We start from the raw sequence: 26,001 nt of genomic DNA, 5'->3' as shown, positions 1-26,001 counted from the left end.
TCGGAAGATACCATATATTCCGAGGTGAAATATTTTTTGAGAAAGTTGGGTAAACAATGAATTATCTTGTTTATGATATAGGAGGCAGTTACATCAAATACTGTTTAATGACGGGGGATCGCGAGATTTTCTTCAAAGGGAAAGTAAAAACACCTCTTGAAGAGAAAGCCTACTTTTTAGTCGCTGTCGAAGAAATTTTTCGGCAATTCGAAGGGCAAGTCGATGGTATCGCCATCAGTATGCCGGGGAAAATTGATGTTTTCAACGGTTATGCCCATACCGCTGGTGTGCTGACCTTTTTAGAACAGACAAATATCGTTGATCTCTTTCATACATTCACTGATTTGCCGATCTCGGTAGAAAATGACGGCAAATGCGCGGCATTGGCAGAATCGTGGGTCGGAGCGCTGGCGCATACAGATCATGGCATCGTCTTGGTCTTTGGCACTGGTGTCGGCGGTGGACTGATCATCAATAATCGCCTACATCGCGGCAGCAGCGGGATCGCTGGCGAGTTCAGTTTTGTCCAGCAAACCGATGCGTACCATCAACCAGCCGCTTATTTCGGTGCTTCTGGCAGTGTTCTGTCGCTGGTTAGTGAAGGAGAACGAGTCAAAGGGATGGAAAAAGGCACGCTCAGTGGTGAGTTGCTGTTTCAACTGATTGAGGAAGGCGACAAAGAACTGCAAGGCGTTCTAGAAAAGTATTGTGATACGATCGCCCTTCATTTGTTCAACCTGCAGTATATTTTTGATCCCGAGACATTTGCTATCGGGGGCGGAATCAGTGAGCAAAAACGATTTATCCAAGAAATCGAAAAAAGCATTGATCGGTTGAAAGAGAAACACACATATCATCTTGCAGTGCCGAAGATCGTTCCGTGCAAGTTTCGAAATGACGCGAATTTGATTGGCGCCTTGATGAATCATCATTTAAATAAAGTGAAAAAAGTAAAACACAACCTTATATGAGCATGGGAGACACTCTGCTTTTAGAAAAAGACCAGAAATCGTTCGGTGCAAAATCGTTTGGGAGATATAGTCATGAATTTATTTGCAAAACTGAATTGTGTTAAATATTTGTCTGATACAGAACACAACATTATTGATTTGATTAATAAGGACCCAGTTGCTTTTACACAGATGACCATTCGTGAGATCAGTTCATTGGCATTTGTTTCTAAAGCTACCATCTATCGTTTTTGCAAAAAGTTGGGGTATTCCGGGTTGAATGAATTGAAATTAATGGTCACTGCCTCTTATGCCGATCAATTACAGCATGCAGATAAAAAAGTAGATTTGAATATTCCATTTGGAAAAACAGATTCTGCGTTTACCGTCATCTCAAATTTAAGAGATTTATACGAGCGCTCGTTATTTTTGGCAACGACTTTTATCAGTGTCAAAGATCTGCAACAGATTGCCGTGGACTTGATCCATGCTGTCAATATTATTGTGTTTGTCGATGATGAACAGCTTCATGTAGCAAAAATTTTTAAAGATCGAATGGAAAGCTGTGGTGCCAGAGTCACAGTTCCTGCAAATCTCTATCAAAAAATTTCACTTGCACAATCGGCAGGCACCCAAGACATTGCGATATATGCTTCCTATCATCCTGTTCAAAAGCGTCACTTGGAGCTAGCAAAGATTTTAAAAGGCAATCAAGTGAAAATGGTAGTCATCAGCTCATCTGATGACCACTTACTCAATCATCATGGCGATCGCAACCTCGTAGTAGGCCCGATCGATCATGAAAAAGACAAGATCGCTGATTTTGCGATTACGATCATTTTTCAATTTTTGTTTGATTCCATCTACTCTGTATTCTTTAAAGAACGCTATGAAGAAAACATTGAGAACTTACGTGCCTCTTACTTGAAGTATCGGAATATCTGAAAGGGGAGCTTGTGCCTGAAAATTGTGTTTTTAAGCGGTGAATAGCTAACTGTGGGACTATTTTCGTTTAGGGGTGGCTCATCCGTTAGAGTCTGGAAATGCTGCTTGGTTGAAGGACAGTGTTCATTGAAGGGACTATTCTTTATTAAACAAAAGTTAAAAACTCGATTCCATCATTTGGAATCGAGTTTTTTCGCGTCATTTTCTTCTAGCAGCTCGAAAATAATTGATCCCGGTTCCCGCAAATACTACGAAACTAGCCAATAGGAACAAAAATCCTACGGGGATTAGATAGAAATTTTCATGTAAAATGCCGGATTGATCGATGTATTCCACGGAGCTTGCTTTGATGAAGAAGCAGGCAAAGCCGAATAGTAGTAAAAATGTTCCGATCAAGGTCGTGATCAAATTGAGTTTGGCGCGTCGGGTCTCGCTGCCGTCTTTGATTAGTTTTTCAGTGATCTTGTTCACTTGAGTTCCTCCTAAAATCAATTCATCAAGCGAGAGTTGAAAAATCGTGGCGATGGCAATCAACATTTCTAAATCTGGTAGATTGCGATTGTTTTCCCAGTTCGAAACGGCTTGTCTCGTCACGTGTAGTTGAGTGGCAAATTGTTCTTGGGTCAAGTTATTTCTTGTGCGTACTTCTTTGATTTTTTCGCCAAATTCCATCTTTTTTTCCTTTCGCTGATGTGACTTAAGCATAGTCGAAACCCGCGTTGTTTCCAAGAAAGCAGGGCTTGCTTCTTGATAAATCAAGGGAAAGTGGTGCTTGCGTCGTTTTTTATCTGCTGTTTTTTTGAGAGGAGCATCGTTTTCATTCTGAGGTCGTGAAAAACGTCTGTGACAAAGTGACCTTGAAGCATGTTATTTTTACTGCATATCATTTTGTTTATTATAGCACTGAGGCTAAGGGGAAGGAAATATGTGGCTCGTTTTTTCTCTTGCTTGATTGGTACATGTTCGATACATGACAGTTTATCGAGTGGGGAGCAACGCAACAGCAAGTTTCTTTTCTTAAAGAAAATCACTTAGTTGACAAAAAGGGAAACATCTTGTTTAATATACCCAGAGGGGTATAAGAAAGGAGCAAGAAATGTTTTCATTATTTAAACGCATACCAAGTATGTCAACAGCAGATTTACAAAAAGAAGGAGCCAAAGAATGGACGGTTCTGGATGTTCGCACGCCGGCGGAGTACCGTAGCGGGCACATTGCCTACGCCAAAAATGTACCGTTAAACAAGATTGCGGGCTTCACTCAAAAAGGTGACAAGAAACTGGCAGTCATTTGCCAATCAGGGATGCGAAGCAAACAAGCAGCCAAAATCCTAAATAAAAAGGGGTTTGATGTGGTCAATGTTCGCGGTGGCATGAATCAATGGCGGGGAACAACCAAAGGAGGAAAGTAACGATGGAAAAAATAGTTATTGTCGGTGGGGTAGCAGGAGGAATGTCGGCAGCAACGCGCTTACGTCGGCTTAAAGAAGTAGCGGAGATCATTATTTTTGAAAAAGGTCCTTTTGTCTCTTTTGCGAATTGTGGACTGCCGTATGCCATTTCTGGTGAGATCGAAGAGCGAGACGCCTTATTGGTCCAAACACCTGAGGCATTAAAAAAACGGTTTAACCTAGATGTGCGGCCTTTTCATGAGGTACTGGCGATCGATCCGCAGGAGAAAACGGTCACGGTCAAACATGGCGAACAGGTCTTCACGGAATCTTATGATGCGTTGATTTTATCGCCGGGGGCAAAACCGCTAGTACCAGCGATCAAAGGGCTAGAAGAAGCAACCAACGCCTTTTCTTTGCGCAATGTTCCTGACTTAGACCAAATCATGGCACATCTTGAAGACAAAAAGCCTCAAAAAGCGACGATCATTGGCGCTGGGTTTATTGGGTTAGAAGTCGCTGAAAATTTACATAAAAAAGGCCTACAAGTAACGATCGTGGAAAAAGCACCACACGTGTTGCCACCTTTGGATGAAGAAATGGCGGCGTATGTCAAAAATGAATTGATCAAGCAAGGGGTCAATGTTTTGACCTCGCAGTCAGCGACCGCTTTTGAAAAAGCAGGGCAAGAAATCGTTCTGGAGGATGGAACGGTTCTGGCTTCAGATATCACGATTCTTTCGGTGGGTGTCCAACCAGAAACGGATTTGGCAAAACGTGCCGGTATCCAATTAGGACACCGGGGGGGTATCCTGGTAGATGAGCAATACCAAACCAGCAAGAAAGACATTTACGCGGTGGGAGATGCCATCGTTGTGAAACAACAAATCACTAACGAAGACACGCTGATCTCCTTGGCGTCACCAGCCAATCGCCAAGGTCGGCAAGTGGCTGATGTATTGGGAGGACTGACTCGCAAAAACAAAGGCAGTATTGGGACGGCGATCGTGCGCGTATTCGATCTTGCCGCAGCGTCCACTGGGTTGAGTGAGCGCAGCGCCAAACTGGCGGGGCTAAATCCTCAGGTGGTTCATCTTTCAGGCAAAGACCATGCTGGGTATTATCCTGATGCGACGGATATTTATTTGAAATTGATTTTTGATGCTGATACTGGAAACATCTACGGTGCGCAAGGCATCAGTGCCAAAGGGGTCGATAAACGGATCGATATTTTAGCAACAGCGATCAAAGGTGGCTTAACGATCTTTGACTTGCCTGAACTGGAATTCACCTACGCGCCGCCTTTTGGCTCAGCGAAAGATCCAGTGAATATGATTGGCTATGCAGCGATCAATCTGGCAGAAGGAATCAGTGAGAATATCCAATGGCACGAATTGACGGAGGCCTTAGAAAACGGTAAGCAGTTGTTGGATGTTCGTTCAGAGATGGAATTAGCCAATAATGGGCGTTTTCAAGAGGCGCTCCACATTCCGTTAGATGAATTGAGAGATCGGTTGTCTGAATTGGATCCAAGTGTTTCGTATGTTGTTACGTGTCATAGCGGATTGAGAAGCTACATTGCCGAACGCATCTTAAAACAAGCGGGCATCAATTGTCAAAACCTCGATGGTGCCTTTTCGTTGTATAATACTATTAAGCCGGAGATGATTATTCATGATTAAAGCCATATCTATGGAGGAATTTACCCAAAAAGAAAAACGTGAGGCGCTTGAGATCCTTGATGTCAGAGAAGTTGATGAGTTTGCACAAGGACACATCAAAACAGCACAAAACCTACCGTTGAGCGAGCTGACGGAACAAACCAGCGACTTAGAGAAGAATAAAAATTACTATGTCATCTGTCATTCAGGGGCTCGTTCGCAAATGGCGTCTGAGTTTTTGAACCAGCAAGGGTTTCAAGTGACCAATGTCCTCGGCGGCATGTCAGCATGGAGAGGAGAAATCAAACGATGACCGCATGCAACAAAGATATTTTGAATCGGTTAAAACGAACCGAAGGCCAGTTGCGGGGGATTCAAAAAATGATCGAAGACGAGAAAGAATGCGTCGATGTCATCACGCAATTGTCCGCCGTTAGTTCCAGCGTCAACCGTATTATGGGGATCATTGTCGCTGAGAATTTGAAAAATTGTTTGGAAAATCCAGACAGCGACACGGAAACCCAAAAGCAGAAAATCGATCAAGCCGTTCAGCTGATCGTGAAGAAATAGCGGGATTTTTGAAAGGTTTGTCGCGTTTTTTATCATCCCATAGAAAAGGTTCAGAAGAGCAGTATGTTCTTCTGAACCTTTTTATTCTTCATCAGTGATTGCTTGTCGACACCAATAGAGGAAACAAGCGGAGATTGTCGGTATGTTTTGTTTTTTAATTATGAAGGAATATACACCGAGAAGGCTGTATGGTTAAATGGAGGGAGAAACGTCAAAACGCCTGATGGGTCGTTGAGTATTTGCGACTATTAACGATCGCTTATATTGTGATGTGAATCACAATTAGCGGGTGGGCGTTGCGCAGTTATGGCGAAGGAGAGAGGAGAGCTTCTTGAACAAAAAAATACAGTCTTTTACATTGCCTTTGATTGCTTCCAATTTGTTTCAAATCATTATTGCACAAGTTTCATTAGCGATTATTTCAAGAAGATCCACGGAAGCGCTGGCGGCGATCGCACTGATCGACGGGTTTCTCTATGCTTTTGCGGGTATCTTAGGTGCGATTGGGCTGGCTTTTAATATTTATGGCGCAAAGGCAGTCGGGCAAAGAGAAGAGACGCAGTTAAATGATTATCTGTCGTCGGTTCTTTTTCTAGTAGTCGCGATCGGTGTGAGCTTTTTGCTGATTTTCCTGCTTTTTGGACGAGACATTTTACAGCTTGTTTACGGATTTAGCGGGGAGCTGCTAGGAACTGCGACGTTGTATCTTGCAATCATGTCCCCCTATATTTTACTTACGTTAGTCACGTTTGTTTTTACTAGTCTTTTAAAAATTGAAAAGAAAACGAACTACATCCTCGGTGTTTCGATCATTAGTGCGTTGGTACAGGTGTTGCTTAGCTATTTATTGATCAACGGCAATCTCGGTTTTCCCGCCATGGGGGTCTTAGGCAGTGGCATCGCAAATATGCTTGCGACTTTGTGCTTGCTGGGAATTTATGGGGTTCTTTTAAGAGAAAGTCTAGCAAGAGGGCTAAAACAAAGACCACGAAAACGCGCCTTTTTATTGAAAAAATCGATCCCCTTAATGATTCAGGAATGCTTTGAAGGCTTAGTCTTTATTATTGCTTTTGAAGCTTTCGTCTCACGGTTGGGTGTTAGTACGCTGGCCGCCTATGCGATCGGCAGCCAAGGATTGATGATCGCACGGTTGCCTGCTTTGATGTATGGCAACGCAGTGACCGTCTTTGCGAGTGAGGCGAATGGTCAGAAAAATCGTCAGAAGATTTTAGCAGTGGGAAAAAGTGCCTTCGCTTCTTCTTTCGTGGCTTATGTTGGAATCGCCAGTCTGATCTGGGGCTTTCGTTCTGCTTTTTTCCAGTTGTTTACTACAGATGTCGCTGTTTTAGACTTGTTGCCAGCTATTTTGCCAATCATGCTGGGGATAATGCTCGTCAGTCCGTTATATGAAATCACAAAATACTTATTACAAAGTTTGGAGTGCAGTCGCATGGTTTGTCTGTTGACAGGATGCGTCAACAGTCTGGTTTTAATGGGAATCACGGGCTTTTGGAGCAGTGGGCAGCTGAACTTTTTCTTCCTCTACTGTCTATACGGCTTGAATTTCCTGATTCTCGTCAGTTTCTTTGCAGGGCTGTTTTATTGGACGATCAAGCAGCGTTATCCTCAGGGCAAAGGACGCCTTTGAGGGGGATAGAAAAAAGCGAAGGTGCTGCTGATCCTTCGCTTTTTCGTCGCCTACAATTGGACAGGGGAGATTAATTGTGGGTGACTTCTTCGTAAAAGATAGCGTTGCGTTCTGCAATCAGTTGGGTTTCCCTTCGCTCTAATTCGAGAAAGGTTTCGTCTGCCAGCAATTCGGCAGCGGAGTAGCCGGCCGCCAAGAAGTTTTCTGCATAGGTCAATTTCTGATTCGTGATATTTCTTCGTTGCTCGGCAATGACGAGCAGCTGTTTCACATTCATACACTCACTCCATTCTTTTATAAAAAGCAAGTACTAAAAGAGGACAGCTAATAATACTTGCAAGTCAACGGTGAAGGCGGGATATCAATCATGCTCGGCTATTCATAAATAAGAGAAATACGGTAGGTTCGTTTCTGATTGGTCGTTTTATACGGAAGCTTTGTACTAAGTATAAAAAAATTTCCCCCGTAGCAACAGAACCTAGTCGTTTACATAAAGCAACGATTGGTTTACATTACTCGGACAAGCGGGTGTTACAAGAAAAACAAGTAATTTTTCCTAGGGGAACGGCGGGATTTGACGACAAAAAAACCTGCGATCGCCTCAGGCGGATAGCAGGTTTCACGGGCTAGTAGAAATAGCTTAAACGGTTTGTTTTGCTGGGCGCAGCAAGACTTCGCTGATCGCCACATGTTTGGGCTGTTGAATGGCATAAACCACTGCATTTGCTACATCTTCTGGCGTTAGGCTGTTGCCTTCTACGCGAGAGGTTTCTTTCAAGGCTGCTTCTAGTTGAGCATTGCCGACGGTTTCAAACAATTCCGTGGAGACCATTCCCGGAGAGACGATGGTGGAGCGAATGCCATGTTCACGTTCTTCTTGGCGCAAGCCTTCCATGATTGCACGAACCGCAAACTTTGTCCCGTTGTACACGGCAGATCCCGGGTAAATGACATGTCCAGCAACTGAGTCAGTGGCGATGATCAAGCCATCTTGTTGTTTTTGCATGATGGGCAGCACAGCGCCGATCCCGTTCAATACCCCCATGATATTGATATCCAGCATTTTTTGCCAGCTGTCATAGTTCAACTCTGCTAAGTTTCCTTGAGGCATGATACCAGCATTATTGAAAAGGACATCAATCCGACCAAAGGAGGTCATGGCTAAATCAATGACTTGTTGGACTTGTTCGCGATTCGTGACATCGGCTGTTTGATACAAGACATTTTCTCCTAGTTGTTCAGCCAGTGCTTTGATGCGCTCTTCGCGGCGGGCGGCGATTACTACTTTTGCCCCTTGTTCGGCTAGCTTAACGGCGGTTGCTTCCCCAATTCCTGAAGAGGCTCCCATAATTACGATAACTTTTTCTTTGATTTCTGTCATTTGTCTTTCCTCCAGTGAATGATTTTTTCATCGAATCCTGCTGCTGCCAAACCCAAACCTGCGAGATGACGGGTGATTGACAGTACAGTGCTTGCGGTGTATTTTAATTGTAGAACCTGAAGTTAGGTTTAGGTCAAGCGATAAACAAAACTTTTTTAGGAGCGATGCAAGTGAGTTACTCGATTGGTGAAGTATCAAAAACGACTAACATCCCCATCTCGACACTACGTTACTACGATCGAGAAGGAATGTTTCCGAATATGGCCCGAAGCAATGGCGGCATTCGGGTGTTTTCAGAAAAAGAAGTGGCGACGATCAAAGTGATCGATTGTTTGAAGAATACCGGCATGCCCATCAAAGACATCAAGAATTTCTTGGATTGGGGCGAAGAAGGCGATGCGTCTTTGCAGAAACGGCAGCAGCTGTTTCATGAACGTTTGGAAGAAGTCACCAAGCAAATGGCAGCCTTGCAAGAAACGATGAATACGATCAAATACAAATGCTGGTACTACGATACGGCGATGAAAGCAGGCACCGAAGCGGTAGTAAAAGAGCTACCGCTAGAAGAAATACCAGAAGAAGTCCGAGCATACAAGCTGTAAGCAAAGAGGAAAACCACCTGCTGTTTTTGCAGGTGGTTTTTCAATTCTACTGGTTTTGCTGGGAAAATCAACCTTGCCAGTCGCCGTTTTCTAATGAAAGACTGACAATCCCACGAAAATGGGCTCTGTTATTCAGTAGCGCTACTCAATAACCCCCACTGGAATCAAATAGCGGGGTTCATTTTCCGTCGGCAGTTGTAATAATTCTTTGAGTTCATGATCCGTGAAGGCGCCGATCGGCACAGCGCCTAAGCCTAACGCTTGGGCTTGTAAAAGGACGTTTTGGGCGGAATGACCGACTTCGATATAGGCATAGCGTTCGATTCCTCGGTCCCCATAGCGCTCAATCAGTCGTTCATAAACCACTGTATAAAGCAATGTGGCAGGTGCCTGTTGGATCGCTTGCTGATCCAACGAACCTTCCGCCAATGAGGTCCGAAAATCACCAGCAAGGATTTTTTCTAAGGCATGTTGCTCAGGTTGATACAGATAAAGCCCTGGCTCAAGCCCCGTTACCTGTGTGACCACGACATAGAGGTCTAAGGGATACAAGGCACCAGCCGAAGGCGCTGTCCGGCGACCATCTTCTGTAGTGAGACCGGCAGCGGCCCATAAAAGCTGTGCCAGCTGTTCTTGTGTTAGCTCAGTGTCTTGAAAATCTCGTTGCGAGCGCCGCTCGAAGAGAGCTTCCGCCACACTGGTTTCCCCGTCTAAGATCGGTTGCGGCAGTGGAAAGGTTTCATAGGAAACCGCAGGTTCAGAAGAAGTGGCGGTGTTGGTAGTCGGTTGTTCTTCAATCGGTGCTGTATCCGCACTGCAGCCAGTGAGGAGTAAGCCTAGCATCCAAAGAGCGCCTAAATGAGCAAAGCGAAATCGTTGGTAACGGGTCATGAGGGTTCCTCCTTTTCCTAAGGACTTCGTGTTATTTATAAGTATAACAAGGATTGCTTTTTCATGCGCTTTTATTCACAAGTAGATAATTAGGGAGGTAAGCAGTCTCTCAGTCGTATCATAGGCTGATTGTGCTTTTTAATATTTTCTAAAGACCTAGATAATGAGTAGTATCGTATGAACTTGCTATGAATATTTTTTATGAAATCCAAACCGACTGCAATCAAACGTAAGAGAAAAAAAGGCCATACAAAAACCCTCCAGCAACGAATTGCTGGAGGGCTTCATTTAATTCGCAGTTGCCAATGCTGCTTGGTTTTGTTTGGCATGATAGGCTTCCACGTCTAGGATTGCCTGTTTAAACATTTCTCGCGTGATCTCATAAGGCACGTGGACGATGTCATTGGTGGTCATTGCTTTGTCTAAGATTGCCTCAAGATCGCTGGTGTCGTTAAGGCCCATATCCGCTAGGCAAACCGGCAGTTTGTTTTCCTTCATAAAGGCGTAGATGCGCTGGAAGAGGGCATCTTGCTGATCGAGCTGCAACAAGGCCAAAACGCCGTAACTAACGGATGCGCCGTGTAAATAGTCTTCCATTTTTTCCAAAACGGTCGTTCCGTAGTAAAAGGAATGGGCAAGGGCGGAGTTGTAATCATTGATGACTAAGACGGAAACTAAGCCGGTGGTCACGATGATATCCAAGACGACTTGCTCAATGGCATAAGACGGCTGATTGGCGGCACTGTCTTTCAAGGCTTGTGTGCCGTATTGCAATAATCGTTCCGTGCACATTTTGCCGATTTGGATGCCTAATCCATCGGTGTAGTCTAACTCATCGCCCCGCGCTGAAAACGTCGATTCGATCTCTTTGGAGAGGGCATCGCCGATTCCTGCCCATAAGTACTTATCGGGGGCCTGGGCGATGATCTCACTGTCGATAAAGGCATGGGTCGGTGGTTGCGAAGGGAAAAACAGCCCTTGCATCTCGCCGTTTTCTTTATAGATGACACAGACCGCGGTGACTGGTGAGCAGTTGGAGCCGATCGTTGGAAAGGTGAAGACTGGTTTGCCTGCTTTTTCTCCAACCACTTTGACGGTATCGCAAACGCGGCCGCCGCCAACGGCGAATAGAACATCGGCGGCTTGGACGCTTGGATTGGCTAACAGCTGATCGACGTTTTCATAGGTCGAGTTGCCGCCGTACCACAAGGTATCCGTCACTTTGACTTCTGACGTTAAACCGGCTTTGATCTTGTCTTCGGCTTTTTCAAGGGCGGTTTTTCCGCCGATGATCACGGCATTGGTGCCGTATGGTTTTACGATGTCATTTACTTTTTCGTAGGCGTCCGCCCCGATTGTGTAGTTTGGCAAAAAGATACTTTGACTCATACTGTTTTCCTTCTTTCTTGGCCACGAGATTGGCTAAAATTGGTCCGGTAATTTGATGGATCACCATGCCGACTGCGGCAGGGGTAACGGCTGCAGCAATGGCGGCAAAGTGGGCATTGGCTAACGAGATCGCTAGGCCGGTATTTTTCATTCCTAATTGAAACATGATGGATTTGGCTTGGGTGGCACTGACGCCCATCACACGGCTCAGACCATAGCCTGCACCGTAGCCGATCAAGTTATGGAGCAAGACTAAGAAAATCACGATCAAGCCAGATTGGACGATGACGGCACCGTTGCGAGCGACAGTGCCGGCAACGATCAATAAGATACTAACGGAAGAAATCAACACAAATGATTGTAGGAATCGCTCGATGTGCTTGGCAATGAGTTTGTGGACGATCACCCCTAAAATGATCGGCAAAAGCACCATCTGCAAGACAGACAAGAGCATTTCCCAGAAGGAGATCTCGGTATACTGACCAGCCAAGACGTAAACCAAAAAGGGTGTAACGACGGTCGCTAACAAGGTCGATACCGTGGTCATAGAAACGGTGAGGGCGACATCGCCTTTGCCGATAAAGGTCATGACATTGCTGGCGGTTCCACCAGAAACGCAACCTAGTAGGACAAACCCGATGATCAAACCGGAAGAAAGACCAAACAGCTGCGCTAAGCCGTAAGCCACCAAAGGACTGATGGTGAACTGGAAAAGCACTCCTAAGATGAATGCTTTAGGCTGTAAGACGACCATTTTAAAAGCAGCAACGTTTAAAGTCATCCCCATACAAAACATGATGATGCTCAGAAGAATCGTTGTACGAGGCGGAATCCATAAGAAGGGTTGCGGGAAAAAATAAGAGACGATCATCAATAAAATCATGATATAGATCAAATACTTGTTTACAAAAGCAGCGATCGTGTTGACGGTTTTCATAAGAAAAAATCATCCTTCCTTTTTCTGCATGACCAATCAAGTGTTCAAACAGAAGGGGTCTTTAGAATAAGTGCAGTGCATAACCGTGGGGAATCGGCAGCAGTTGTTCAACGAGCGTTTTCGGATCTATCTGACATCAATGTGTCAGCTTGCAAAAGGCCGCTTCCTTGAAAATGGGTATAAAAAAACACTCCATCTCAAGAAGCTGATCTTCTTTTTGGATGCAATGTGAATAGGGACTCTTTGAATGTATAAAATCAAACAGTCCCGACTATAATAATAAAATAATTCGTTTGCTAACATTGGTGCGGGTCATATACGCCACCGTCCTTTTCTTTATTTGGAATTTTCTAAATATTTAAATTATTTCTACCTAGTCTACAAAAGAGTCAAGGCTTTGTCAATCGTTTGAGAAAATTTTTTTCATTTTTTTGGGTGTTTTTTTAAAAACATGAGTTTCTATGGGGAAAAATAGCAAGAATTGGTTTGTGCTGTGCCTTTTTCTCCTTCGTTTAGAAACAGAATAGTTGTTGGATCTAAGTTTTTGTCCTACGATGATACTAGCAAGAGTTGGAAAAAGAATCGAGAGGAGTAAAGAAAATGAAAATTTTTGTCGTTGGTGCTACCGGACGGGTGGGCCAAAAATTGATCGCCTTTCTAGAAAAACAAGGACACATCGTTTATGCTGGTGCGCGCAGCAGTGAGAAAATCACAGAAACGGAGAATATCAAGCCCGTGTTCTTTGATTTACACACGGAACCGGAAGAGATGGCGGCCAAATTCGCAGATGCGGAAGCGGTATACTTCGTGGCGGGTTCCCGAGGCAAAGACTTGCTGCAATCTGATCTGTATGGTGCGGTCAAAGTGATGCAAGCCGCTGAATCAAAAGGAATCAAGCGCTACATCCACCTTAGCTCAGCCTATGCCTTAGAACCTGAACAGTGGCAAAGGGAAGGCATGGCGTCATTGATGGATTACACGATCGCCAAATTTTTCTCTGATCGCTGGCTGATCGACAATACCGCACTAGACTATACGATTTTGCAGCCGGGTGCGTTGAAAGAAACACCAGGATCTAGTTTGATCGAGATCAGTGAAACGACCTCTGGTGCGATCCCGATCGAGGATGTCGCCGTCTTGTTAGGTGAAATGCTGGAACGTCCAGCAACTTATCAAAAAGTCATCAAAGTCCAAGCAGGAGAAACACCGATCAGCGAGGCACTGGATCAGCTTTAAGGCGTGCCTTTGGGCTTGAAGAGAATGTACTGAAGGAACTGCACGGCAGCGAATCGTTGTCGTGCGGCTTTTTTTCGTAAAAACTTTGAGATGCCCCTTCATTTCTATGAAAGCGATGACTCTTGACTTTGGAAAAATAGTTTGTTACGCTTATTGCTAACTTTAGAGGGGGTGGTAAACGAATGTCAAGCGACTCGAGTGACGGTGAGCAGAAACACTATTTTGACTTGCCTTACTTTTTAATTGAATAGGAGACCAACAACAGCGCGTTATTTAGGAGCAGTTTCTAAATAAGGGGCTTATTTGTGTTATCCATCAATGAAAAAGAAAAGGAAGAAAAAAAATGAATAAAAAAGAGTTTCAGTTATCAGTGTCAGAAACAATCGAACAGTATCAGGTGCCCTCTATCGATCAAGGATTGACTGAGGCACAAGTAACCGAGCGGTTAGAAACCTACGGATTGAACCAATTAGCGATCAAAAAAACCGCCAAGTGGCGGTTGCTGCTGCGGCAATTTCATAACACCATCATCTACATTTTGATTTTCTCCGCCATCTTAACGCTGCTGATGGGGCATTTCTCTGATGCCGTGATCATTGGCATCGTCGTACTGGTCAATGCGTTGATCGGTTATTACCAAGAAGCAAATGCTTCCGATGCGTTAGAGCGGATCAAAGAGATGCTATCAGCAGAAGCCACGGTCTATCGGAATGGGATTCGGCAAGACATTCCAGCTGCCGAAGTCGTTCCGGGGGATGTTGTATTCTTAGAAGCCGGTGACAATGTGCCTGCGGATCTGCGGATCATCGAAGCCGACAACTTGCGTATCCAAGAATCCGCCTTGACTGGTGAAGCCGATTCGGTGGAAAAAATAACAGATGCCTTAGTGGATGAAGCAACCCCATTAGCAGAACAACGGAATTTGGCGTTTGCTTCGACTTCCGTGACGTCAGGAAGCGGGAAAGGAATCGTGATCGCTACCGGCGCCACGACTGAGATCGGGAAAATCTCCACAGAAGTCAATCAAACGGAAGAACGAAAAACGCCGTTGATGAAAGAAATCGATGGGCTGGGGAAAGGCATCACCTATGTGATCATGGGCGTGGCGGTCTTGCTGTTTATCGTCAGTTTGTTCCAGCAAACCTACGCGATCTCTGTCTTGTCCTTAGCCGTCGTCACCATGATCGTCGGCTCGATCCCAGAAGGATTGCCAGCAACGACCTCGGTGGTTTTGGCGATGGGTGTCAGCGACATGGCAAAAAACAAGCACACCATCATCAAAACACTGCCGGCGGTTGAAACGCTAGGCTCAGTGGATGTGATCGCGACGGATAAGACCGGTACCCTGACCAAAAATGAAATGACGGTCAAAGACATCGTATTGGCTGAGCAGGAATATGAAGTGACGGGTGACGGCTATGCGCCGGTGGGCGTGATTCGTCCAAAGCAGGAGGACGTTCGCACGCAAGACATCTTGCAGTTGTTTTTGGAAGCTGGCTACGAAGCCAACGATACGGTATTGGTGCCAGAAGGAAATCACTGGACGATCAATGGGGAACCAACAGACGGCTCCTTTTTGACGCTGTATCATAAGCAATTTGCCTATCCGCAAGCACCCGCTTACCAAGAACTGGATATGCTGCCCTTTGATTCGGACAACCGCTACATGGCGAAACTAGTGGCAAACCCTGCGGGGGAGCGCTTGTTATTTGTTAAAGGCTCCCCAGATAAATTGTTTGAAATGGTGCAAAAACAAGCGGCGCCTTTTGATGAAGCCTATTGGATAGGCCATGTCCGCCGCTTGTCGGCAGAAGGCAAACGGGTGGTAGCGGTGGGCTATCAGAAAGTCTCGATTGATCACATTGATGAAACGATTTTTGAGCAAGGGCTGCAATTACTAGGGATCGCCGGGATCATCGATCCGCCGCGAGAAGAAGTGATCGCTTCCCTGAAGGAAATGAACCAAGCCGGTGTTCAAGTAAAAATGATCACGGGGGATCACCCTCTGACTGCCAAAGCGATTGGGGAAAAGCTTGGTTTAGCGGATGAGATTCACGTCGTGACTGGTGCCGAGTTGGATCAGATGAGTGAAGCCGAATTTCAGGATGCTGCCTTGACGAATCAAGTCTTTGCACGAACCACGCCGAAAAATAAATTGGACATTATCAGAGCGCTACAAGCCAAAGGTAAAGTCACGGCGATGACAGGGGACGGGGTCAACGATGCCCCTGCGTTGAAGCGGGCGGATATCGGTGTAGCGATGGGGATCAGCGGCACGGATGTAGCCAAAGACTCTGCTGATATGATCTTGACCGATGACAATTTCGGTACCATGTCCTTAGCGATTCGCGAAGGACGCAGAATCTATGACAACATCAAAAAGAGCATTCTGTTTCTGTTGCCGACATCTTTTGCCGAAGGGCTGATCATTGCCTTTACGATCATGATGCAAAAAGAATTGCCGTTGCAGGCGACGCAACTGCTGTGGATCAACATGGTTTCTGCTATTACGATCCAGTTTGCGTTTATCTTTGAACCAGCAGAGTCTGGGATCATGAGCCGCAAACCGCGAAAGACAGGCAATAAATTGTTGAATCGCCACGATATTTGGCAGATGGCGTATGTATCGATCTTGATGGCAGTCATCAGTTTGATCGCTCATGACTGGCTCTTGCTGCAAGGCGTCAGCGAAGCCGTTGCTAGTACCATGATGGTCAATATCGTGGTCTTAAGTAAGATTTTTTATTTGTTCAACATCCGTACCAGTGCACCAGCGTTTTCTAAAGCTTCCTTCACCAATCCAAAAGCGTTCGTGATCATTGGTGTGATGCTGGTTCTGCAACTGTTATTGACCTATGTTCCATTTATGCAAAGCGCCTTTCATACGGAGGACATGTCCTTGATCGGCTGGGTCATCTCAGCAGCTTCCGGGATGGTCGTCTTACTCGTGACGGAGTTCGATAAATGGCTTCGCTCAAGAAAAAATATTTAACCTAGGTTTTCTTGTATTTTTTTTCAGGCAAAATCGCCTTGCTGCAGCTTAGGAAAATGGCGGAACGACAAGGGATTTCTGCTGTCGTTGTTTTGGGGTTGCCAAAAGAAAAAACCAAGAGGAATTCCTATTGGCTTGTAATCAGGCCTATTGACAAACAAAAATGGTCGGGCTAAAATGCACATGAATTGAATAGTATTCTTCGGGGGCAGGGTGTAATTCCCGACCGACGGTGACAAGTACAATGCTTGAAGTCCGTGACCCGCATAGCTATGCGGTGGAGCCAGTGTGAATCTGGCACCGACAGTGAAAGTCTGGATGGGAGAAGAAAAACCACAAAATTTCAAGGGGCGCAGTGCGTCTAAAACTGATTTTTTGCCGGTCTTGTTTGTCTATGCCTCGTGAGATTCTCACGAGGCATTTTTTTATTGAAAGGAGGAAGGAAGATGCATAACGAATACATGCGTTTGGCGATCGCAGAAGCCAAAAAAGGGCGTTACCAAACCTTTACTAATCCGCTAGTGGGCGCCGTGATCGTCAAAGAGCAACGGGTCATTGCCAAAGGGGCTCACTTAGTCTATGGGCAGCCCCATGCGGAACGAAACGTCATCGAACAATGCCATTCCTCCGAAGACCTAATCAATTCGACTTTATACGTGACATTAGAACCTTGCAACCATCAAGGAAAACAGCCGCCTTGCACCCAGCTGATCATCGACAGCGGCATCAAAAAAGTAGTCGTCGGCCAGTTAGACCCTAACCCGATCGTGGCTGGACAAGGCAAGCGCTTTTTAGAAAATCAGGGCATCGACGTGTTGGTGGGTATCGAAGAAACAGAAGTGCGCCGTTTGAATCCACACTATAATTTTTACCATCAGCATCAGCTACCTTACGTGGCATTGAAGCAAGCGATCACTTTAGATGGTCGGATCGCTCATGATGCGCAGACCCGCAGTGCGATCACTGGTTCAGCGGTTTGGCAAAACGTTCATCAAGAACGTGGGGACTACCAAGGGATCTTAGTGGGCAGTCAGACGGTGTTGACGGATGATCCCACCTTATTGACCACGATTGAAACCAGCTTTCCGCCGATTCGCATCGTGGTAGACCGTCGGGGACGAACGCTGTCGCAACCCCAATTGGCACTGTTTGCCGACGATTCGGCACCGGTGTGGATTTTTACGCAGCAGGCAGCTGTCAATGATTTGCCAGCGCATGTCTCAGTGATCCAACTGGAAGAATTGACGATCGCTGCATTGTTGAAGGAGCTTGCCGCACGACAGGTCCAATCGCTTTACGTGGAGGGAGGCGCTGCGATCCATGATGCCTTTTTAGCCAGCGGACTGTGGCAAGAAAGCATTACCTATGTGGCGCCAAAATTTCTTGGGGGCAATAGTCTCGCTAGTTTTGCCAGTGAGCGTACCCCGAAACAGCTGCAGCAGCTAACAGAGGTGACGGTGACGGCAGTTGGGGAAGATGTTTGCATCCGAGGAAGGAGACCAGAGGAATGTTCACAGGATTGATTCAGGAAAAAGGCCGCATCAAAGAGATCCGCAAGCAAAGCCGCACGATCCAGCTAACCTGCAGTGCGTCGGAAGGCTTGCTGGCGGATTACCAGATCGGAGACAGCATGGCGATCAACGGGACGTGTTTGACGGCGATCGCCAAACAAGCGACGACGTTTACGGTGGATATCATGCCGGAAACCTTTCAACGAACGACCTTTAAACAACTCTCGGTGGGTGCCGAAGTCAATTTGGAGCGAGCGATGGCAGCAACGCAGCGTTTTGAAGGCCACTTTGTCGCAGGCCACATTGATGTAACGACCCGTTTGATCCAGAAAAAGCAGTTGGAAAATGCCTTGATCTTGACGTTTGCTTACCCTGTCAGTGTGCAAGGGGAAATCATTCCGCAAGGGTCGATTGCGATCAATGGCGTCAGTTTGACGGTCACCCAGACGACGGCACAGACATTTTCCGTTAGCTTGATTCCCCATTCCAAAGACCAGACGACGCTGGGGCAGTTGAAACAAGGGGAGTGGGTCAATATCGAGACGGATATGATTGGGAAATATGTCAAATACCAACGAAAATGAAAGAAGGCAGACGATGCATAAAGTAGAACAAGCAGTGGAATGGTTAAAAAAAGGCGGCTTAGTGATTGTCGCCGATGATGAAAATCGGGAATCAGAAGGAGATTTGATTGGGATTGCTGAATACGCAACGCCAGAAGCTGTCAATTTTATGGCGACTTATGGCCGTGGCTTGATCTGTGCACCCATCTCACAAGCGATCGCTGAAAAGCTGGCATTGCCTGAGATGACCGCCAATAATACGGATGCCTTTGGTACCGCGTTTACCATCAGTGTCGATCACGTGATGACGAGTACAGGAATTTCTGCGAAAGACCGGGCAGTGACGATTGAAAAGTTGGCTGATCCTGCGTCACAGGCTGCGGATTTTTATCGCCCTGGACATATCTTCCCATTGACCGCTCAACCTGGCGGCGTGTTGGAACGCAGAGGACATACAGAAGCGGCTGTGGATTTAGCGAAGCTTGCTGGCAGCGTGGAAGCAGCCTACATTTGTGAGATTTTAAATGAAGATGGCACGATGGCTCGGGTCCCAGAATTGAAAAAATTAGCAGAAAAATGGCAGCTGCCGTTTTTGACCATTGATGAGATGGCGGAATATCTACGAGGAACTGCACCTATCACGGTGGATCTGCCAACGGCTTATGGGGCGTTCCAATTGACCTTATTTGAAGATGAATTCGGCAATGAACACCTTTTACTAGCCAAAGGCGAGATTCAACATACTACCGAGCCGCTGTTACTACGGATCCATTCAGAGTGTTTAACAGGCGATGTCTTCGGCTCTCATCGCTGTGATTGTGGCGAACAGCTGCAAGAAGCGATGCGGCAGATCGAAGCAAAAGGCCGTGGTGCGATTTTGTATCTACGCCAAGAAGGCCGCGGTATTGGCTTGCGGAACAAGCTCCGTGCCTACCAGTTGCAGGAACAAGGATTGGATACGTATGAAGCAAATATTGCATTGGGTTTTGCAGCAGATGCTCGTCATTACACGTTTGCTGCCGATGTTTTACGTTCCTTAGAAGTGCAGGAGATTCAACTGATGACCAATAACCCTGACAAAGTGAAGGAATTAGAAAGCTTAGGGATCAAGGTAGCAGAACGGGTTCCGCTGGAGATGCCCGCGCATAAAGAAAACAGCAGCTACTTGAAAACGAAGAAAGAAAAGTTTCACCATTACCTATCTATTTAATCAACCAAAGGAGAATGAGCGATGACAGTATTTGAAGGAACGTTTCAGGGAGAGGCAGTCAAAGTAGGGATCGTGGTTTCACGATTCAACGAGTTTATCACTTCCAAGTTAGTGGAAGGCGCCAAAGACAATTTGGTGCGTCATGGAGTCAAAGCAGAAAACATCGATGTGTATTGGGTACCAGGGGCTTATGAGATTCCGTATATTACCAAAAAAATCGTTGACCACAAACAATACGATGGGATCGTGACATTAGGTGCCTTGATTCGCGGAGCAACGACCCACTATGAATTGATCTCAAATGAAGTGGCGAAAGGCGTAGCCCAAATTGGTCTGAATGCCGACATTCCGATCATGTTTGGTGTGTTGACGACTGAAACGATTGAACAAGCCGTTGAACGGGCGGGAACCAAAGCCGGCAATAAAGGCAGTGAAGCCGCTCAAGGTCTTTTGGAGATGATTTCGTTGAATCAGCAAATCCTTGGCAATGCATAGGTTTCACGTTCGAACAAAGGGAAGCTACAAGAACAAGCCTGCCTAAGCATAGGCTTCATACTGGAGACAGACTTCGTACAAAATGAAGTCTGTCTTTTTTTCATCATTAAAAAAAATGGATCATTTTACCAAAGGATTCGCTTCTTCAAGGGTACCGTGTTTTCGATAGGTCAATGGAGAGGAAAACGCCCAATCAATCCCGAACATTAGAATAACTCTTATTTAAGGAAATTTTCAGAAAATTATTTACATTTCACAAAAGGTTCCTTATAATGACTCTATTCATTGAGAGTGATTCTCATTTGCAAATAGATGTCAAAGTAGCACATGGCTTTGGCGCTTTTCATGAGAAGAACTGTTATAAGCGAAAAAACGCACAGATGCTTCTTTTATGATGGCGGCGAGGCAACAGTCAAGGTTGTTTTTGCTGTGAAATCAGGAGGGAGTCGTGCTGAATAAAGGAGAATCACATGTCGGTAGGGTTGATTAAATCAAATCGTTGGATGGTGTCGACAATCATTTGCTGTGTTTTAGTTGTCGCCATTCTCTTATCTGTAGGAGTTGCTTTGGCAAACGGCCAAGCCAATATCACCCTTGGCGAAGTTTACCAAATTCTCTTCTATAAAATCAGCCATGGGTTGGTTGGTGATCTTTCAGGTATTTCAGACGCAAACATCAATATCGTCTGGTTTGTTCGGGCACCGCGGGTCTTGCTCTCTATTTTTGTGGGTATGGGGTTAGCGATCAGTGGGGCGGTGATGCAGGCAGTGGTCCAAAATCCGCTGGCAGATCCATATATCCTAGGGATCTCTTCCGGCGCATCCTTAGGGGCGACCTTTGCCATCTTAGTCGGTTTTGGCGGCTCGGCGCTAGTCTTGCAGCTGGGCTTATCGTTTGGCGCCTTTGCAGGAGCGGGGATTGCGACTATTTTGGTGCTGCTGCTTGCCAGTATCGGTGGGAAAATGACTTCCACAAAACTTGTGCTGTCGGGGACGATCGTCAGTGCCTTATGTAGCTCTGTTTCAAACTTGATCATCTATCTGGCTAGCAATGCAGAAGGGATGAAGACCGTAGCGTTTTGGTCGATGGGCAGCCTAGCCTCGGCTTCTTGGAACAAATTGGGCTTTATCGTGGTTCTGGTTTCTTTGATCACGCTGTTCTTCCTGACGCAATACCGTGTTTTGAATACGCTTTTGCTGGGGGATGAAGTTGCTTCCACCTTAGGGGTCAAGCTGACCTTCTATCGGCGTTTTTACATGCTGCTAGCAGCGCTATTAACTAGTATCATCGTTGCGAATTCTGGGATGATCGGCTTTGTCGGCTTGATCATTCCTCATATCGTACGTGGAGTCAGCGGCTCGGATCATCGCCTGTTGATGCCTTTGACCGCTTTGACAGGCGCGTTGTTTTTGATTTGGGCGGATGTGATCGCCCGCTCGACCCTGCAAGGAGTCGAACTGCCGATCGGGATCATTACAGCGCTGATTGGCGCACCGATCTTTATCTATATCATTGTCAAACGACAATACAACTTTGGGGGGTGACGAGATGAAATTGGCAGTTGAAAAGCTCAATCTGACGATCGGGGATCAGCAGATTCTAAAAGACATCTCCGTTCAAACCGCACAAGGGCAATTTGTCGGTTTGATTGGGTCTAATGGCAGTGGTAAGTCCACGTTGTTAAAAGCCATCTACAAAACGTTGAAACCAGACAGCGGCGAAATTTATCTGGGTGAGATGAATATTTTGAAAAGTTCCGAAAAAAAAGTCGCCCAGCAAGTCAGCGTCGTCAGTCAGTTCAATGAGTTGAGCTTTGATTTAACAGTAGAACAGATGGTGCTTTTAGGCCGCACGCCCCACAAGGGGTTGTTGGAACAAGACACCAAAGCCGATCATGAGCTGGTCACCGAAGCCTTAGCCAAAACAGGGTTAAGTGCCTACAGAAAACGCAGCTACCTCTCATTATCAGGAGGCGAAAAACAGCGGGTCGTCCTTGCTCGTGCCATCACCCAAGAACCGAAATTTATGATTCTCGATGAGCCGACCAATCATTTGGATATCCGTTACCAGCTGGAAACCTTAGAGACCGTCAAGCATCTGAAGATTGGCTTGTTGGCGGCGCTGCATAATTTGGAACAAGCAGCCAACTATTGCGACATCATCTATGCCTTAAAAGATGGTCGGGTCGTAGGGTATGGCGAACCAGAAACGCTGCTGACAGAGGAACTGATCGAAGAAATCTATGGCGTGAAATGCAGTATTTACCATCATCCGATCACAGGCGGATTAGGGTTTCATTATTATTTTGAAAAGGAGCAAACAGATGAATAAATGGGGAAAAATGATTGGGGTAGGATTGGCAGTTTTTACATTAAGCGCTTGCGGCAATACGAAGGATGAAGGAACTTCGGCTTCTTCCTCACAGGCAGAAAGTACGTATCCCTTAACCATCAGCAACTACACCAAAGCAGAAGGCGGCACGCAATGGACCGCCAAGGATCAAACCTTTAATGAGGCACCAAAAAAAGTCGTTGCCAACACACGACCAGCAGCGGAATTGCTGCTGCATCTCGGCCTCAAGGATCAGATTGCGGGTGTCGGTGCAACCTTTGGTGCCGCCGATGAGGAAGTTGCTGCTGATTATGCAGAACTCAACGACCTGGGCAGTGACTATATCAGTAAAGAAACGGCGCTCAGTGTGGATCCAGATTTGATTTTTGGTCGCGGGGGACTTTTCGATAACCAAGATTGGGGCGTCGGCACCGTTGATTCCTTGAACGAGATGGGCATTCCGACTTATGTCCAAGAAACCTCTGTCACTGGAGCAACATTTGATTCCGTTTATCAAGACATTGAAAACCTTGGCAAGCTCTTCAATGTCCCCGAGGCAGCCGCTGCTTTTGAAAAAGAATTAAAGGATCGCCAGAGTGCTTTGGAAGAAAAAGTAGCAGACAAAGAAGAGCAAACCTTTGCCCATCTCTTTATGTCTGATCCTAGTGTTGTCAGTGTCTATGCCGCTCAAGATGAGTCTTTTTTCAATAGCAACTTTGATATGATCAAACTGAACAATGTGTTTCAAGACTATTCAGGGGAAGTCAGTGTCGAAACTTTGATCGAAACGGATCCCGATGTCTTGATCGTCGGCGACTGGTCAACGATCGAAGGCAGTGTTTCCGGTCAAGAAATCATTGAAGGCTTATACAAAAACGACAAACTCTCTAGCATGAAAGCCATCAAAAACAAACAAGTCTACAGCATGGACTACAATTATCTCTTTGGCTACGGCTACCAAGCCTTGACTGGTTTGGAAGAACTGGTAGAGCAAATGGCACAATAAACACCTCCTATTCCCATAAAAAGGAGAACCAACTTTTTATATAATAGAAGAAAATCAACGTTTCACTGGCCGATTGACCACAGAAACGTTGGTTTTTTGTATTTGGGAAAAGCAACCTTTGCCGCTGCCCGTTACGCAACAAGTAGCCCGTTAGCTGTTTTTTTCTGTCTCTTGGTTCATTTGATAGCGAGACAAAAGCTTTTCTTTGTGTTTTTGCATGATTGTTTCCAGAGAAATATCGTATTTATCGGCGAGAATAAATAAGTTATCCAGTACATCGCCCAATTCTTCCGTCAGATTTGCCAGTTTTTCTTCCGGCAAGCCTTCTTGCTCATCGGGACGGTCACGGCCAATCTCCAATGTCCGAATGGCACGGCTCACTTCCCCGACTTCTTCTGCTAAAAAATTCGCCCGAATAAACGGATCATATTGATACCAGTTGCGGGCTTTGTAGAAGTCACTGATAAATCGTTGATATTCCTCAATGTTCATAATTTTTTTTCCATCCTTTCCCAGAACCTTTATCAGAATCATGATATACTATTTCAAAATGATTGAGAAGGATGATGGAGAGTTTTATGAAAATTGCAGTCTATTGTGGTGCCAGTGTCGGTAATGAACCTAGTTTTGCAACAGCCGCCCAAGAATTGGGGCAGTGGATCGCTTCACGGCAAAATACGCTGGTCTATGGCGGCGGAAAAGCGGGCTTGATGGGCGTGCTGGCAGATGCTGTCTTAGAAAATGGCGGTCAGGTGATCGGGGTGATCCCAACCTTTTTAAAAGATCGGGAACTAGCACATCCTGGATTGACCGAACTCCATGTCGTCGAGACGATGTCAGAAAGAAAACGAAAAATGTTCGAATTGTCGCAGGCGTTTGTCGCACTGCCAGGTGGTCCCGGGACGCTGGAAGAAATCACGGAGATGATCTCGTGGTCAAGAATCGGTCAAAACCCGAATCCTTGTGCTTTTTATGATGTGAACAACTTTTACCGCGCAACGAGAGCCTTGTATGACAACATGGTGGAAAATGAGTTCTTGACGCAGGCCGATCGCGAAAAAATCGGTTTTGCGCAAACAACGAATGAACTTGAAGCCTTTATTCAAGCCTACGAACCGCCAGTTATTCGGCAGTATTAAGCGTCTGTTGCAAAAGAGCAAGGCGAAGCACCGGCGGGTGTCGTCTTGCTCTTTTGCTTCTTTGACGCATTCTTAGTATAATGGGGTTTGTTTTGCAAGTGGGGTCATAAAATAAGATCCTTGGACAAAGAAATGGAGCGTAAATCATGACAACAAATTTTTGGGCTGAATTGCCGAAGCCTTTTTTTATTCTAGCACCAATGGAAGATGTCACCGATGTCGTTTTTCGGCATGTCGTTCAAGCTGCCGGCGCACCAGATGTTTTCTTTACGGAATTTACCAACTCCGATAGTTACTGTCATCCAGAAGGACGCGACAGTGTGCGGGGACGTTTAGTCTTCACCGAAGATGAGCAACCGATGGTAGCCCACATTTGGGGAGACAAGCCAGAGTATTTCCGTGAAATGAGTATCGGATTAGCCGAGATGGGCTTTAAAGGGATTGACTTAAATATGGGCTGTCCAGTGCCAAACGTTGCCGGACGAGGCAAAGGCAGCGGCTTAATCTTGCGACCAGAAGTTGCTGCTGAGCTGATCCAAGCAGCCAAAGCTGGCGGCTTGCCGGTCAGCGTCAAGACGCGTTTGGGCTATACCGAACTAGGGGAAATGGAAGCCTGGTTGACCCATGTCCTGCAACAAGATATCGCTAACCTTTCGATCCATTTACGAACCCGCAAAGAAATGAGCAAGGTCGATGCCCATTGGGAATTGATTCCTGAAGTGGTGGCCTTGCGGGACCGAATCGCCCCACAAACGAAGCTGACGATCAACGGCGATATCCCTGATCGTACCAAAGGTTTAGAGCTAGCAGAAAAATATGGCGTAGACGGAATCATGATCGGTCGGGGTATTTTCAAGAATCCCTATGCCTTTGAAAAAGAACCGAAAGAGCATACCTCAGAAGAGCTATTAGGCTTGCTACAGCTGCAATTAGACTTGCAGGATCATTACGCCAAAATGGTGCCACGCTCGATCGCAGGATTGCATCGTTTCTTTAAAATCTATGTCAAAGGCTTCCCAGGAGCCAGTGATTTGCGAGCAAAATTGATGAATACCAAATCAACGGATGAAGTTCGGCAACTGCTGGCAGAGTTTGCGGAGAAAAAGAACCACGAGGAAAGTATTGAAGCGTAAGTTTCAATGCTTTTTTCGTTT

Annotated in this window: 26 protein-coding genes and 1 riboswitch; of the genes, 19 read left to right on the top strand and 7 right to left on the bottom strand. The window is 45.9% G+C overall.

Going from position 1 to position 26,001, the window contains the following annotated elements; genetic code table 11:
• The first annotated feature begins 56 nt into the window (after nucleotides 1-56).
• Both IGJ74_RS16890 and IGJ74_RS16885 read left to right on the top strand, forming a co-directional pair.
• Nucleotides 57-971, top strand: coding sequence for an ROK family protein (locus tag IGJ74_RS16890; protein WP_087664526.1), 915 nt, complete (start codon nucleotides 57-59; stop codon nucleotides 969-971).
• A gap of 72 nt (nucleotides 972-1,043) precedes the next feature.
• The gene (locus IGJ74_RS16885) at nucleotides 1,044-1,895 is read left to right on the top strand and encodes a MurR/RpiR family transcriptional regulator (protein WP_086372426.1); all 852 of its coding nucleotides are present in this window, start codon (nucleotides 1,044-1,046) and stop codon (nucleotides 1,893-1,895) included.
• A 198-nt stretch (nucleotides 1,896-2,093) separates the two neighbouring features.
• On the opposite strand, the gene IGJ74_RS16880 is transcribed toward IGJ74_RS16885, so the two are convergent.
• Nucleotides 2,094-2,567, bottom strand: a complete 474-nt coding sequence (locus IGJ74_RS16880) for a DUF3955 domain-containing protein (protein WP_052533231.1) — start codon at nucleotides 2,565-2,567, stop codon at nucleotides 2,094-2,096.
• 424 nt (nucleotides 2,568-2,991) lie between these two features.
• Between IGJ74_RS16880 and IGJ74_RS16875 the strand changes: the two genes are divergently transcribed.
• The 5 genes from IGJ74_RS16875 to IGJ74_RS16855 all read left to right on the top strand — a co-directional run bounded on the left by IGJ74_RS16875 (nucleotide 2,992) and on the right by IGJ74_RS16855 (nucleotide 7,164).
• Complete coding sequence (locus tag IGJ74_RS16875) at nucleotides 2,992-3,306, top strand: rhodanese-like domain-containing protein (protein WP_008380263.1); 315 nt, start codon at nucleotides 2,992-2,994, stop codon at nucleotides 3,304-3,306.
• A 2-nt stretch (nucleotides 3,307-3,308) separates the two neighbouring features.
• Nucleotides 3,309-4,967: an FAD-dependent oxidoreductase gene (locus IGJ74_RS16870; protein WP_087664527.1), complete on the top strand. Its 1,659-nt coding sequence runs from the start codon at nucleotides 3,309-3,311 to the stop codon at nucleotides 4,965-4,967.
• A complete protein-coding gene (locus tag IGJ74_RS16865; protein WP_086316652.1) occupies nucleotides 4,960-5,259 on the top strand; it encodes a rhodanese-like domain-containing protein in 300 nt (99 codons plus the stop codon). Before IGJ74_RS16870 ends, IGJ74_RS16865 begins: the two co-directional genes overlap by 8 nt.
• Entirely contained in the window at nucleotides 5,256-5,516 is a 261-nt protein-coding gene (locus IGJ74_RS16860) for a metal-sensitive transcriptional regulator (RefSeq protein ID WP_005230585.1), read from the top strand. Before IGJ74_RS16865 ends, IGJ74_RS16860 begins: the two co-directional genes overlap by 4 nt.
• Before the next feature lie 331 nt (nucleotides 5,517-5,847).
• On the top strand, nucleotides 5,848-7,164 hold the full coding sequence (locus tag IGJ74_RS16855; RefSeq protein WP_218193083.1) for an MATE family efflux transporter: 1,317 nt from the start codon (nucleotides 5,848-5,850) through the stop codon (nucleotides 7,162-7,164).
• Between the two features lie 70 nt (nucleotides 7,165-7,234).
• Here the strand turns inward: IGJ74_RS16855 and IGJ74_RS16850 are convergent, their stop codons facing one another.
• Together IGJ74_RS16850 and IGJ74_RS16845 are read right to left on the bottom strand one after the other, a co-directional pair.
• Nucleotides 7,235-7,441: a hypothetical protein gene (locus IGJ74_RS16850; RefSeq protein WP_081119228.1), complete on the bottom strand. Its 207-nt coding sequence runs from the start codon at nucleotides 7,439-7,441 to the stop codon at nucleotides 7,235-7,237.
• A 363-nt stretch (nucleotides 7,442-7,804) separates the two neighbouring features.
• Nucleotides 7,805-8,545 carry an SDR family oxidoreductase gene (locus IGJ74_RS16845; RefSeq protein ID WP_087664529.1) on the bottom strand — a complete coding sequence of 247 codons (741 nt, stop codon included), beginning with the start codon at nucleotides 8,543-8,545 and terminating at the stop codon, nucleotides 7,805-7,807.
• A gap of 164 nt (nucleotides 8,546-8,709) precedes the next feature.
• On the opposite strand from IGJ74_RS16845, the gene IGJ74_RS16840 reads away from it, so the two are divergent.
• Nucleotides 8,710-9,147, top strand: a complete 438-nt coding sequence (locus IGJ74_RS16840) for a MerR family transcriptional regulator (protein ID WP_087664530.1) — start codon at nucleotides 8,710-8,712, stop codon at nucleotides 9,145-9,147.
• A gap of 141 nt (nucleotides 9,148-9,288) precedes the next feature.
• Here the strand turns inward: IGJ74_RS16840 and IGJ74_RS16835 are convergent, their stop codons facing one another.
• The 3 genes from IGJ74_RS16835 to IGJ74_RS16825 form a co-directional block, all read right to left on the bottom strand.
• Nucleotides 9,289-10,038: a SagB/ThcOx family dehydrogenase gene (locus IGJ74_RS16835; protein WP_087664531.1), complete on the bottom strand. Its 750-nt coding sequence runs from the start codon at nucleotides 10,036-10,038 to the stop codon at nucleotides 9,289-9,291.
• Between the two features lie 288 nt (nucleotides 10,039-10,326).
• On the bottom strand, nucleotides 10,327-11,427 hold the full coding sequence (locus tag IGJ74_RS16830; RefSeq protein WP_218193084.1) for an iron-containing alcohol dehydrogenase family protein: 1,101 nt from the start codon (nucleotides 11,425-11,427) through the stop codon (nucleotides 10,327-10,329).
• Nucleotides 11,363-12,364, bottom strand: coding sequence for a bile acid:sodium symporter family protein (locus IGJ74_RS16825; RefSeq protein ID WP_008380241.1), 1,002 nt, complete (start codon nucleotides 12,362-12,364; stop codon nucleotides 11,363-11,365). The genes IGJ74_RS16830 and IGJ74_RS16825 overlap by 65 nt, the downstream gene beginning before the upstream one ends.
• 600 nt (nucleotides 12,365-12,964) lie before the next feature.
• Between IGJ74_RS16825 and IGJ74_RS16820 the strand changes: the two genes are divergently transcribed.
• The 9 genes from IGJ74_RS16820 to IGJ74_RS16780 all read left to right on the top strand — a co-directional run bounded on the left by IGJ74_RS16820 (nucleotide 12,965) and on the right by IGJ74_RS16780 (nucleotide 23,708).
• Nucleotides 12,965-13,600: an NAD(P)H-binding protein gene (locus IGJ74_RS16820; protein WP_008380239.1), complete on the top strand. Its 636-nt coding sequence runs from the start codon at nucleotides 12,965-12,967 to the stop codon at nucleotides 13,598-13,600.
• Nucleotides 13,601-13,943: 343 nt separating this feature from the next.
• Nucleotides 13,944-16,592 (top strand): HAD-IC family P-type ATPase, encoded by a 2,649-nt coding sequence (locus tag IGJ74_RS16815; RefSeq protein WP_087664533.1) that lies wholly within the window; start codon nucleotides 13,944-13,946, stop codon nucleotides 16,590-16,592.
• 194 nt (nucleotides 16,593-16,786) lie between these two features.
• Nucleotides 16,787-16,926, top strand: a riboswitch (FMN riboswitch).
• Between the two features lie 112 nt (nucleotides 16,927-17,038).
• A complete protein-coding gene (gene ribD / locus IGJ74_RS16810; RefSeq protein WP_087664534.1) occupies nucleotides 17,039-18,115 on the top strand; it encodes a bifunctional diaminohydroxyphosphoribosylaminopyrimidine deaminase/5-amino-6-(5-phosphoribosylamino)uracil reductase RibD in 1,077 nt (358 codons plus the stop codon).
• Entirely contained in the window at nucleotides 18,100-18,687 is a 588-nt protein-coding gene (locus IGJ74_RS16805) for a riboflavin synthase (RefSeq protein ID WP_218193085.1), read from the top strand. Before ribD ends, IGJ74_RS16805 begins: the two co-directional genes overlap by 16 nt.
• Nucleotides 18,665-19,876, top strand: a complete 1,212-nt coding sequence (ribB, locus tag IGJ74_RS16800; RefSeq protein ID WP_087664535.1) for a 3,4-dihydroxy-2-butanone-4-phosphate synthase — start codon at nucleotides 18,665-18,667, stop codon at nucleotides 19,874-19,876. The genes IGJ74_RS16805 and ribB overlap by 23 nt, the downstream gene beginning before the upstream one ends.
• Before the next feature lie 21 nt (nucleotides 19,877-19,897).
• On the top strand, nucleotides 19,898-20,371 hold the full coding sequence (gene ribH, locus IGJ74_RS16795; protein WP_005233264.1) for a 6,7-dimethyl-8-ribityllumazine synthase: 474 nt from the start codon (nucleotides 19,898-19,900) through the stop codon (nucleotides 20,369-20,371).
• A gap of 470 nt (nucleotides 20,372-20,841) precedes the next feature.
• A complete protein-coding gene (locus tag IGJ74_RS16790) occupies nucleotides 20,842-21,915 on the top strand; it encodes a FecCD family ABC transporter permease (protein WP_061053392.1) in 1,074 nt (357 codons plus the stop codon).
• Nucleotides 21,916-21,919: 4 nt separating this feature from the next.
• A complete protein-coding gene (locus IGJ74_RS16785; protein ID WP_087664536.1) occupies nucleotides 21,920-22,702 on the top strand; it encodes an ABC transporter ATP-binding protein in 783 nt (260 codons plus the stop codon).
• Nucleotides 22,695-23,708, top strand: a complete 1,014-nt coding sequence (locus tag IGJ74_RS16780; protein ID WP_005233274.1) for an ABC transporter substrate-binding protein — start codon at nucleotides 22,695-22,697, stop codon at nucleotides 23,706-23,708. Before IGJ74_RS16785 ends, IGJ74_RS16780 begins: the two co-directional genes overlap by 8 nt.
• 150 nt (nucleotides 23,709-23,858) lie before the next feature.
• Here the strand turns inward: IGJ74_RS16780 and IGJ74_RS16775 are convergent, their stop codons facing one another.
• Nucleotides 23,859-24,200: a MazG nucleotide pyrophosphohydrolase domain-containing protein gene (locus tag IGJ74_RS16775; RefSeq protein WP_034872892.1), complete on the bottom strand. Its 342-nt coding sequence runs from the start codon at nucleotides 24,198-24,200 to the stop codon at nucleotides 23,859-23,861.
• A gap of 86 nt (nucleotides 24,201-24,286) precedes the next feature.
• Between IGJ74_RS16775 and IGJ74_RS16770 the strand changes: the two genes are divergently transcribed.
• Nucleotides 24,287-24,847, top strand: a complete 561-nt coding sequence (locus IGJ74_RS16770) for a TIGR00730 family Rossman fold protein (RefSeq protein WP_087664537.1) — start codon at nucleotides 24,287-24,289, stop codon at nucleotides 24,845-24,847.
• 146 nt (nucleotides 24,848-24,993) lie between these two features.
• Nucleotides 24,994-25,980 (top strand): tRNA dihydrouridine synthase, encoded by a 987-nt coding sequence (locus IGJ74_RS16765; RefSeq protein WP_005230648.1) that lies wholly within the window; start codon nucleotides 24,994-24,996, stop codon nucleotides 25,978-25,980.
• Nucleotides 25,981-26,001 lie beyond the last annotated feature (21 nt).

Source organism: Enterococcus sp. AZ009, from assembly GCF_050548785.1.
Classification (GTDB): Bacteria; Bacillota; Bacilli; order Lactobacillales; family Enterococcaceae; genus Enterococcus_D; species Enterococcus_D entomosocium.
This window is presented reverse-complemented; position numbering and strand designations above follow the sequence as displayed.

Coding starts and splice junctions, on each gene's coding strand:
- IGJ74_RS16880 (WP_052533231.1), bottom strand. CDS start 2,567: ATGGAATTTGGCGAAAAAATCAAAGAAGTACGCACAAGAAATAACTTG.
- IGJ74_RS16890 (WP_087664526.1), top strand. CDS start 57: ATGAATTATCTTGTTTATGATATAGGAGGCAGTTACATCAAATACTGT.
- IGJ74_RS16885 (WP_086372426.1), top strand. CDS start 1,044: ATGAATTTATTTGCAAAACTGAATTGTGTTAAATATTTGTCTGATACA.
- IGJ74_RS16860 (WP_005230585.1), top strand. CDS start 5,256: ATGACCGCATGCAACAAAGATATTTTGAATCGGTTAAAACGAACCGAA.
- ribH (WP_005233264.1), top strand. CDS start 19,898: ATGACAGTATTTGAAGGAACGTTTCAGGGAGAGGCAGTCAAAGTAGGG.
- IGJ74_RS16805 (WP_218193085.1), top strand. CDS start 18,100: ATGTTCACAGGATTGATTCAGGAAAAAGGCCGCATCAAAGAGATCCGC.
- IGJ74_RS16790 (WP_061053392.1), top strand. CDS start 20,842: ATGTCGGTAGGGTTGATTAAATCAAATCGTTGGATGGTGTCGACAATC.
- ribD (WP_087664534.1), top strand. CDS start 17,039: ATGCATAACGAATACATGCGTTTGGCGATCGCAGAAGCCAAAAAAGGG.
- IGJ74_RS16830 (WP_218193084.1), bottom strand. CDS start 11,427: ATGAGTCAAAGTATCTTTTTGCCAAACTACACAATCGGGGCGGACGCC.
- IGJ74_RS16870 (WP_087664527.1), top strand. CDS start 3,309: ATGGAAAAAATAGTTATTGTCGGTGGGGTAGCAGGAGGAATGTCGGCA.
- IGJ74_RS16815 (WP_087664533.1), top strand. CDS start 13,944: ATGAATAAAAAAGAGTTTCAGTTATCAGTGTCAGAAACAATCGAACAG.
- IGJ74_RS16785 (WP_087664536.1), top strand. CDS start 21,920: ATGAAATTGGCAGTTGAAAAGCTCAATCTGACGATCGGGGATCAGCAG.
- IGJ74_RS16845 (WP_087664529.1), bottom strand. CDS start 8,545: ATGACAGAAATCAAAGAAAAAGTTATCGTAATTATGGGAGCCTCTTCA.
- IGJ74_RS16840 (WP_087664530.1), top strand. CDS start 8,710: ATGCAAGTGAGTTACTCGATTGGTGAAGTATCAAAAACGACTAACATC.
- IGJ74_RS16780 (WP_005233274.1), top strand. CDS start 22,695: ATGAATAAATGGGGAAAAATGATTGGGGTAGGATTGGCAGTTTTTACA.
- ribB (WP_087664535.1), top strand. CDS start 18,665: ATGTCAAATACCAACGAAAATGAAAGAAGGCAGACGATGCATAAAGTA.
- IGJ74_RS16865 (WP_086316652.1), top strand. CDS start 4,960: ATGATTAAAGCCATATCTATGGAGGAATTTACCCAAAAAGAAAAACGT.
- IGJ74_RS16850 (WP_081119228.1), bottom strand. CDS start 7,441: ATGAATGTGAAACAGCTGCTCGTCATTGCCGAGCAACGAAGAAATATC.
- IGJ74_RS16820 (WP_008380239.1), top strand. CDS start 12,965: ATGAAAATTTTTGTCGTTGGTGCTACCGGACGGGTGGGCCAAAAATTG.
- IGJ74_RS16775 (WP_034872892.1), bottom strand. CDS start 24,200: ATGAACATTGAGGAATATCAACGATTTATCAGTGACTTCTACAAAGCC.
- IGJ74_RS16770 (WP_087664537.1), top strand. CDS start 24,287: ATGAAAATTGCAGTCTATTGTGGTGCCAGTGTCGGTAATGAACCTAGT.
- IGJ74_RS16835 (WP_087664531.1), bottom strand. CDS start 10,038: ATGACCCGTTACCAACGATTTCGCTTTGCTCATTTAGGCGCTCTTTGG.
- IGJ74_RS16825 (WP_008380241.1), bottom strand. CDS start 12,364: ATGAAAACCGTCAACACGATCGCTGCTTTTGTAAACAAGTATTTGATC.
- IGJ74_RS16875 (WP_008380263.1), top strand. CDS start 2,992: ATGTTTTCATTATTTAAACGCATACCAAGTATGTCAACAGCAGATTTA.
- IGJ74_RS16765 (WP_005230648.1), top strand. CDS start 24,994: ATGACAACAAATTTTTGGGCTGAATTGCCGAAGCCTTTTTTTATTCTA.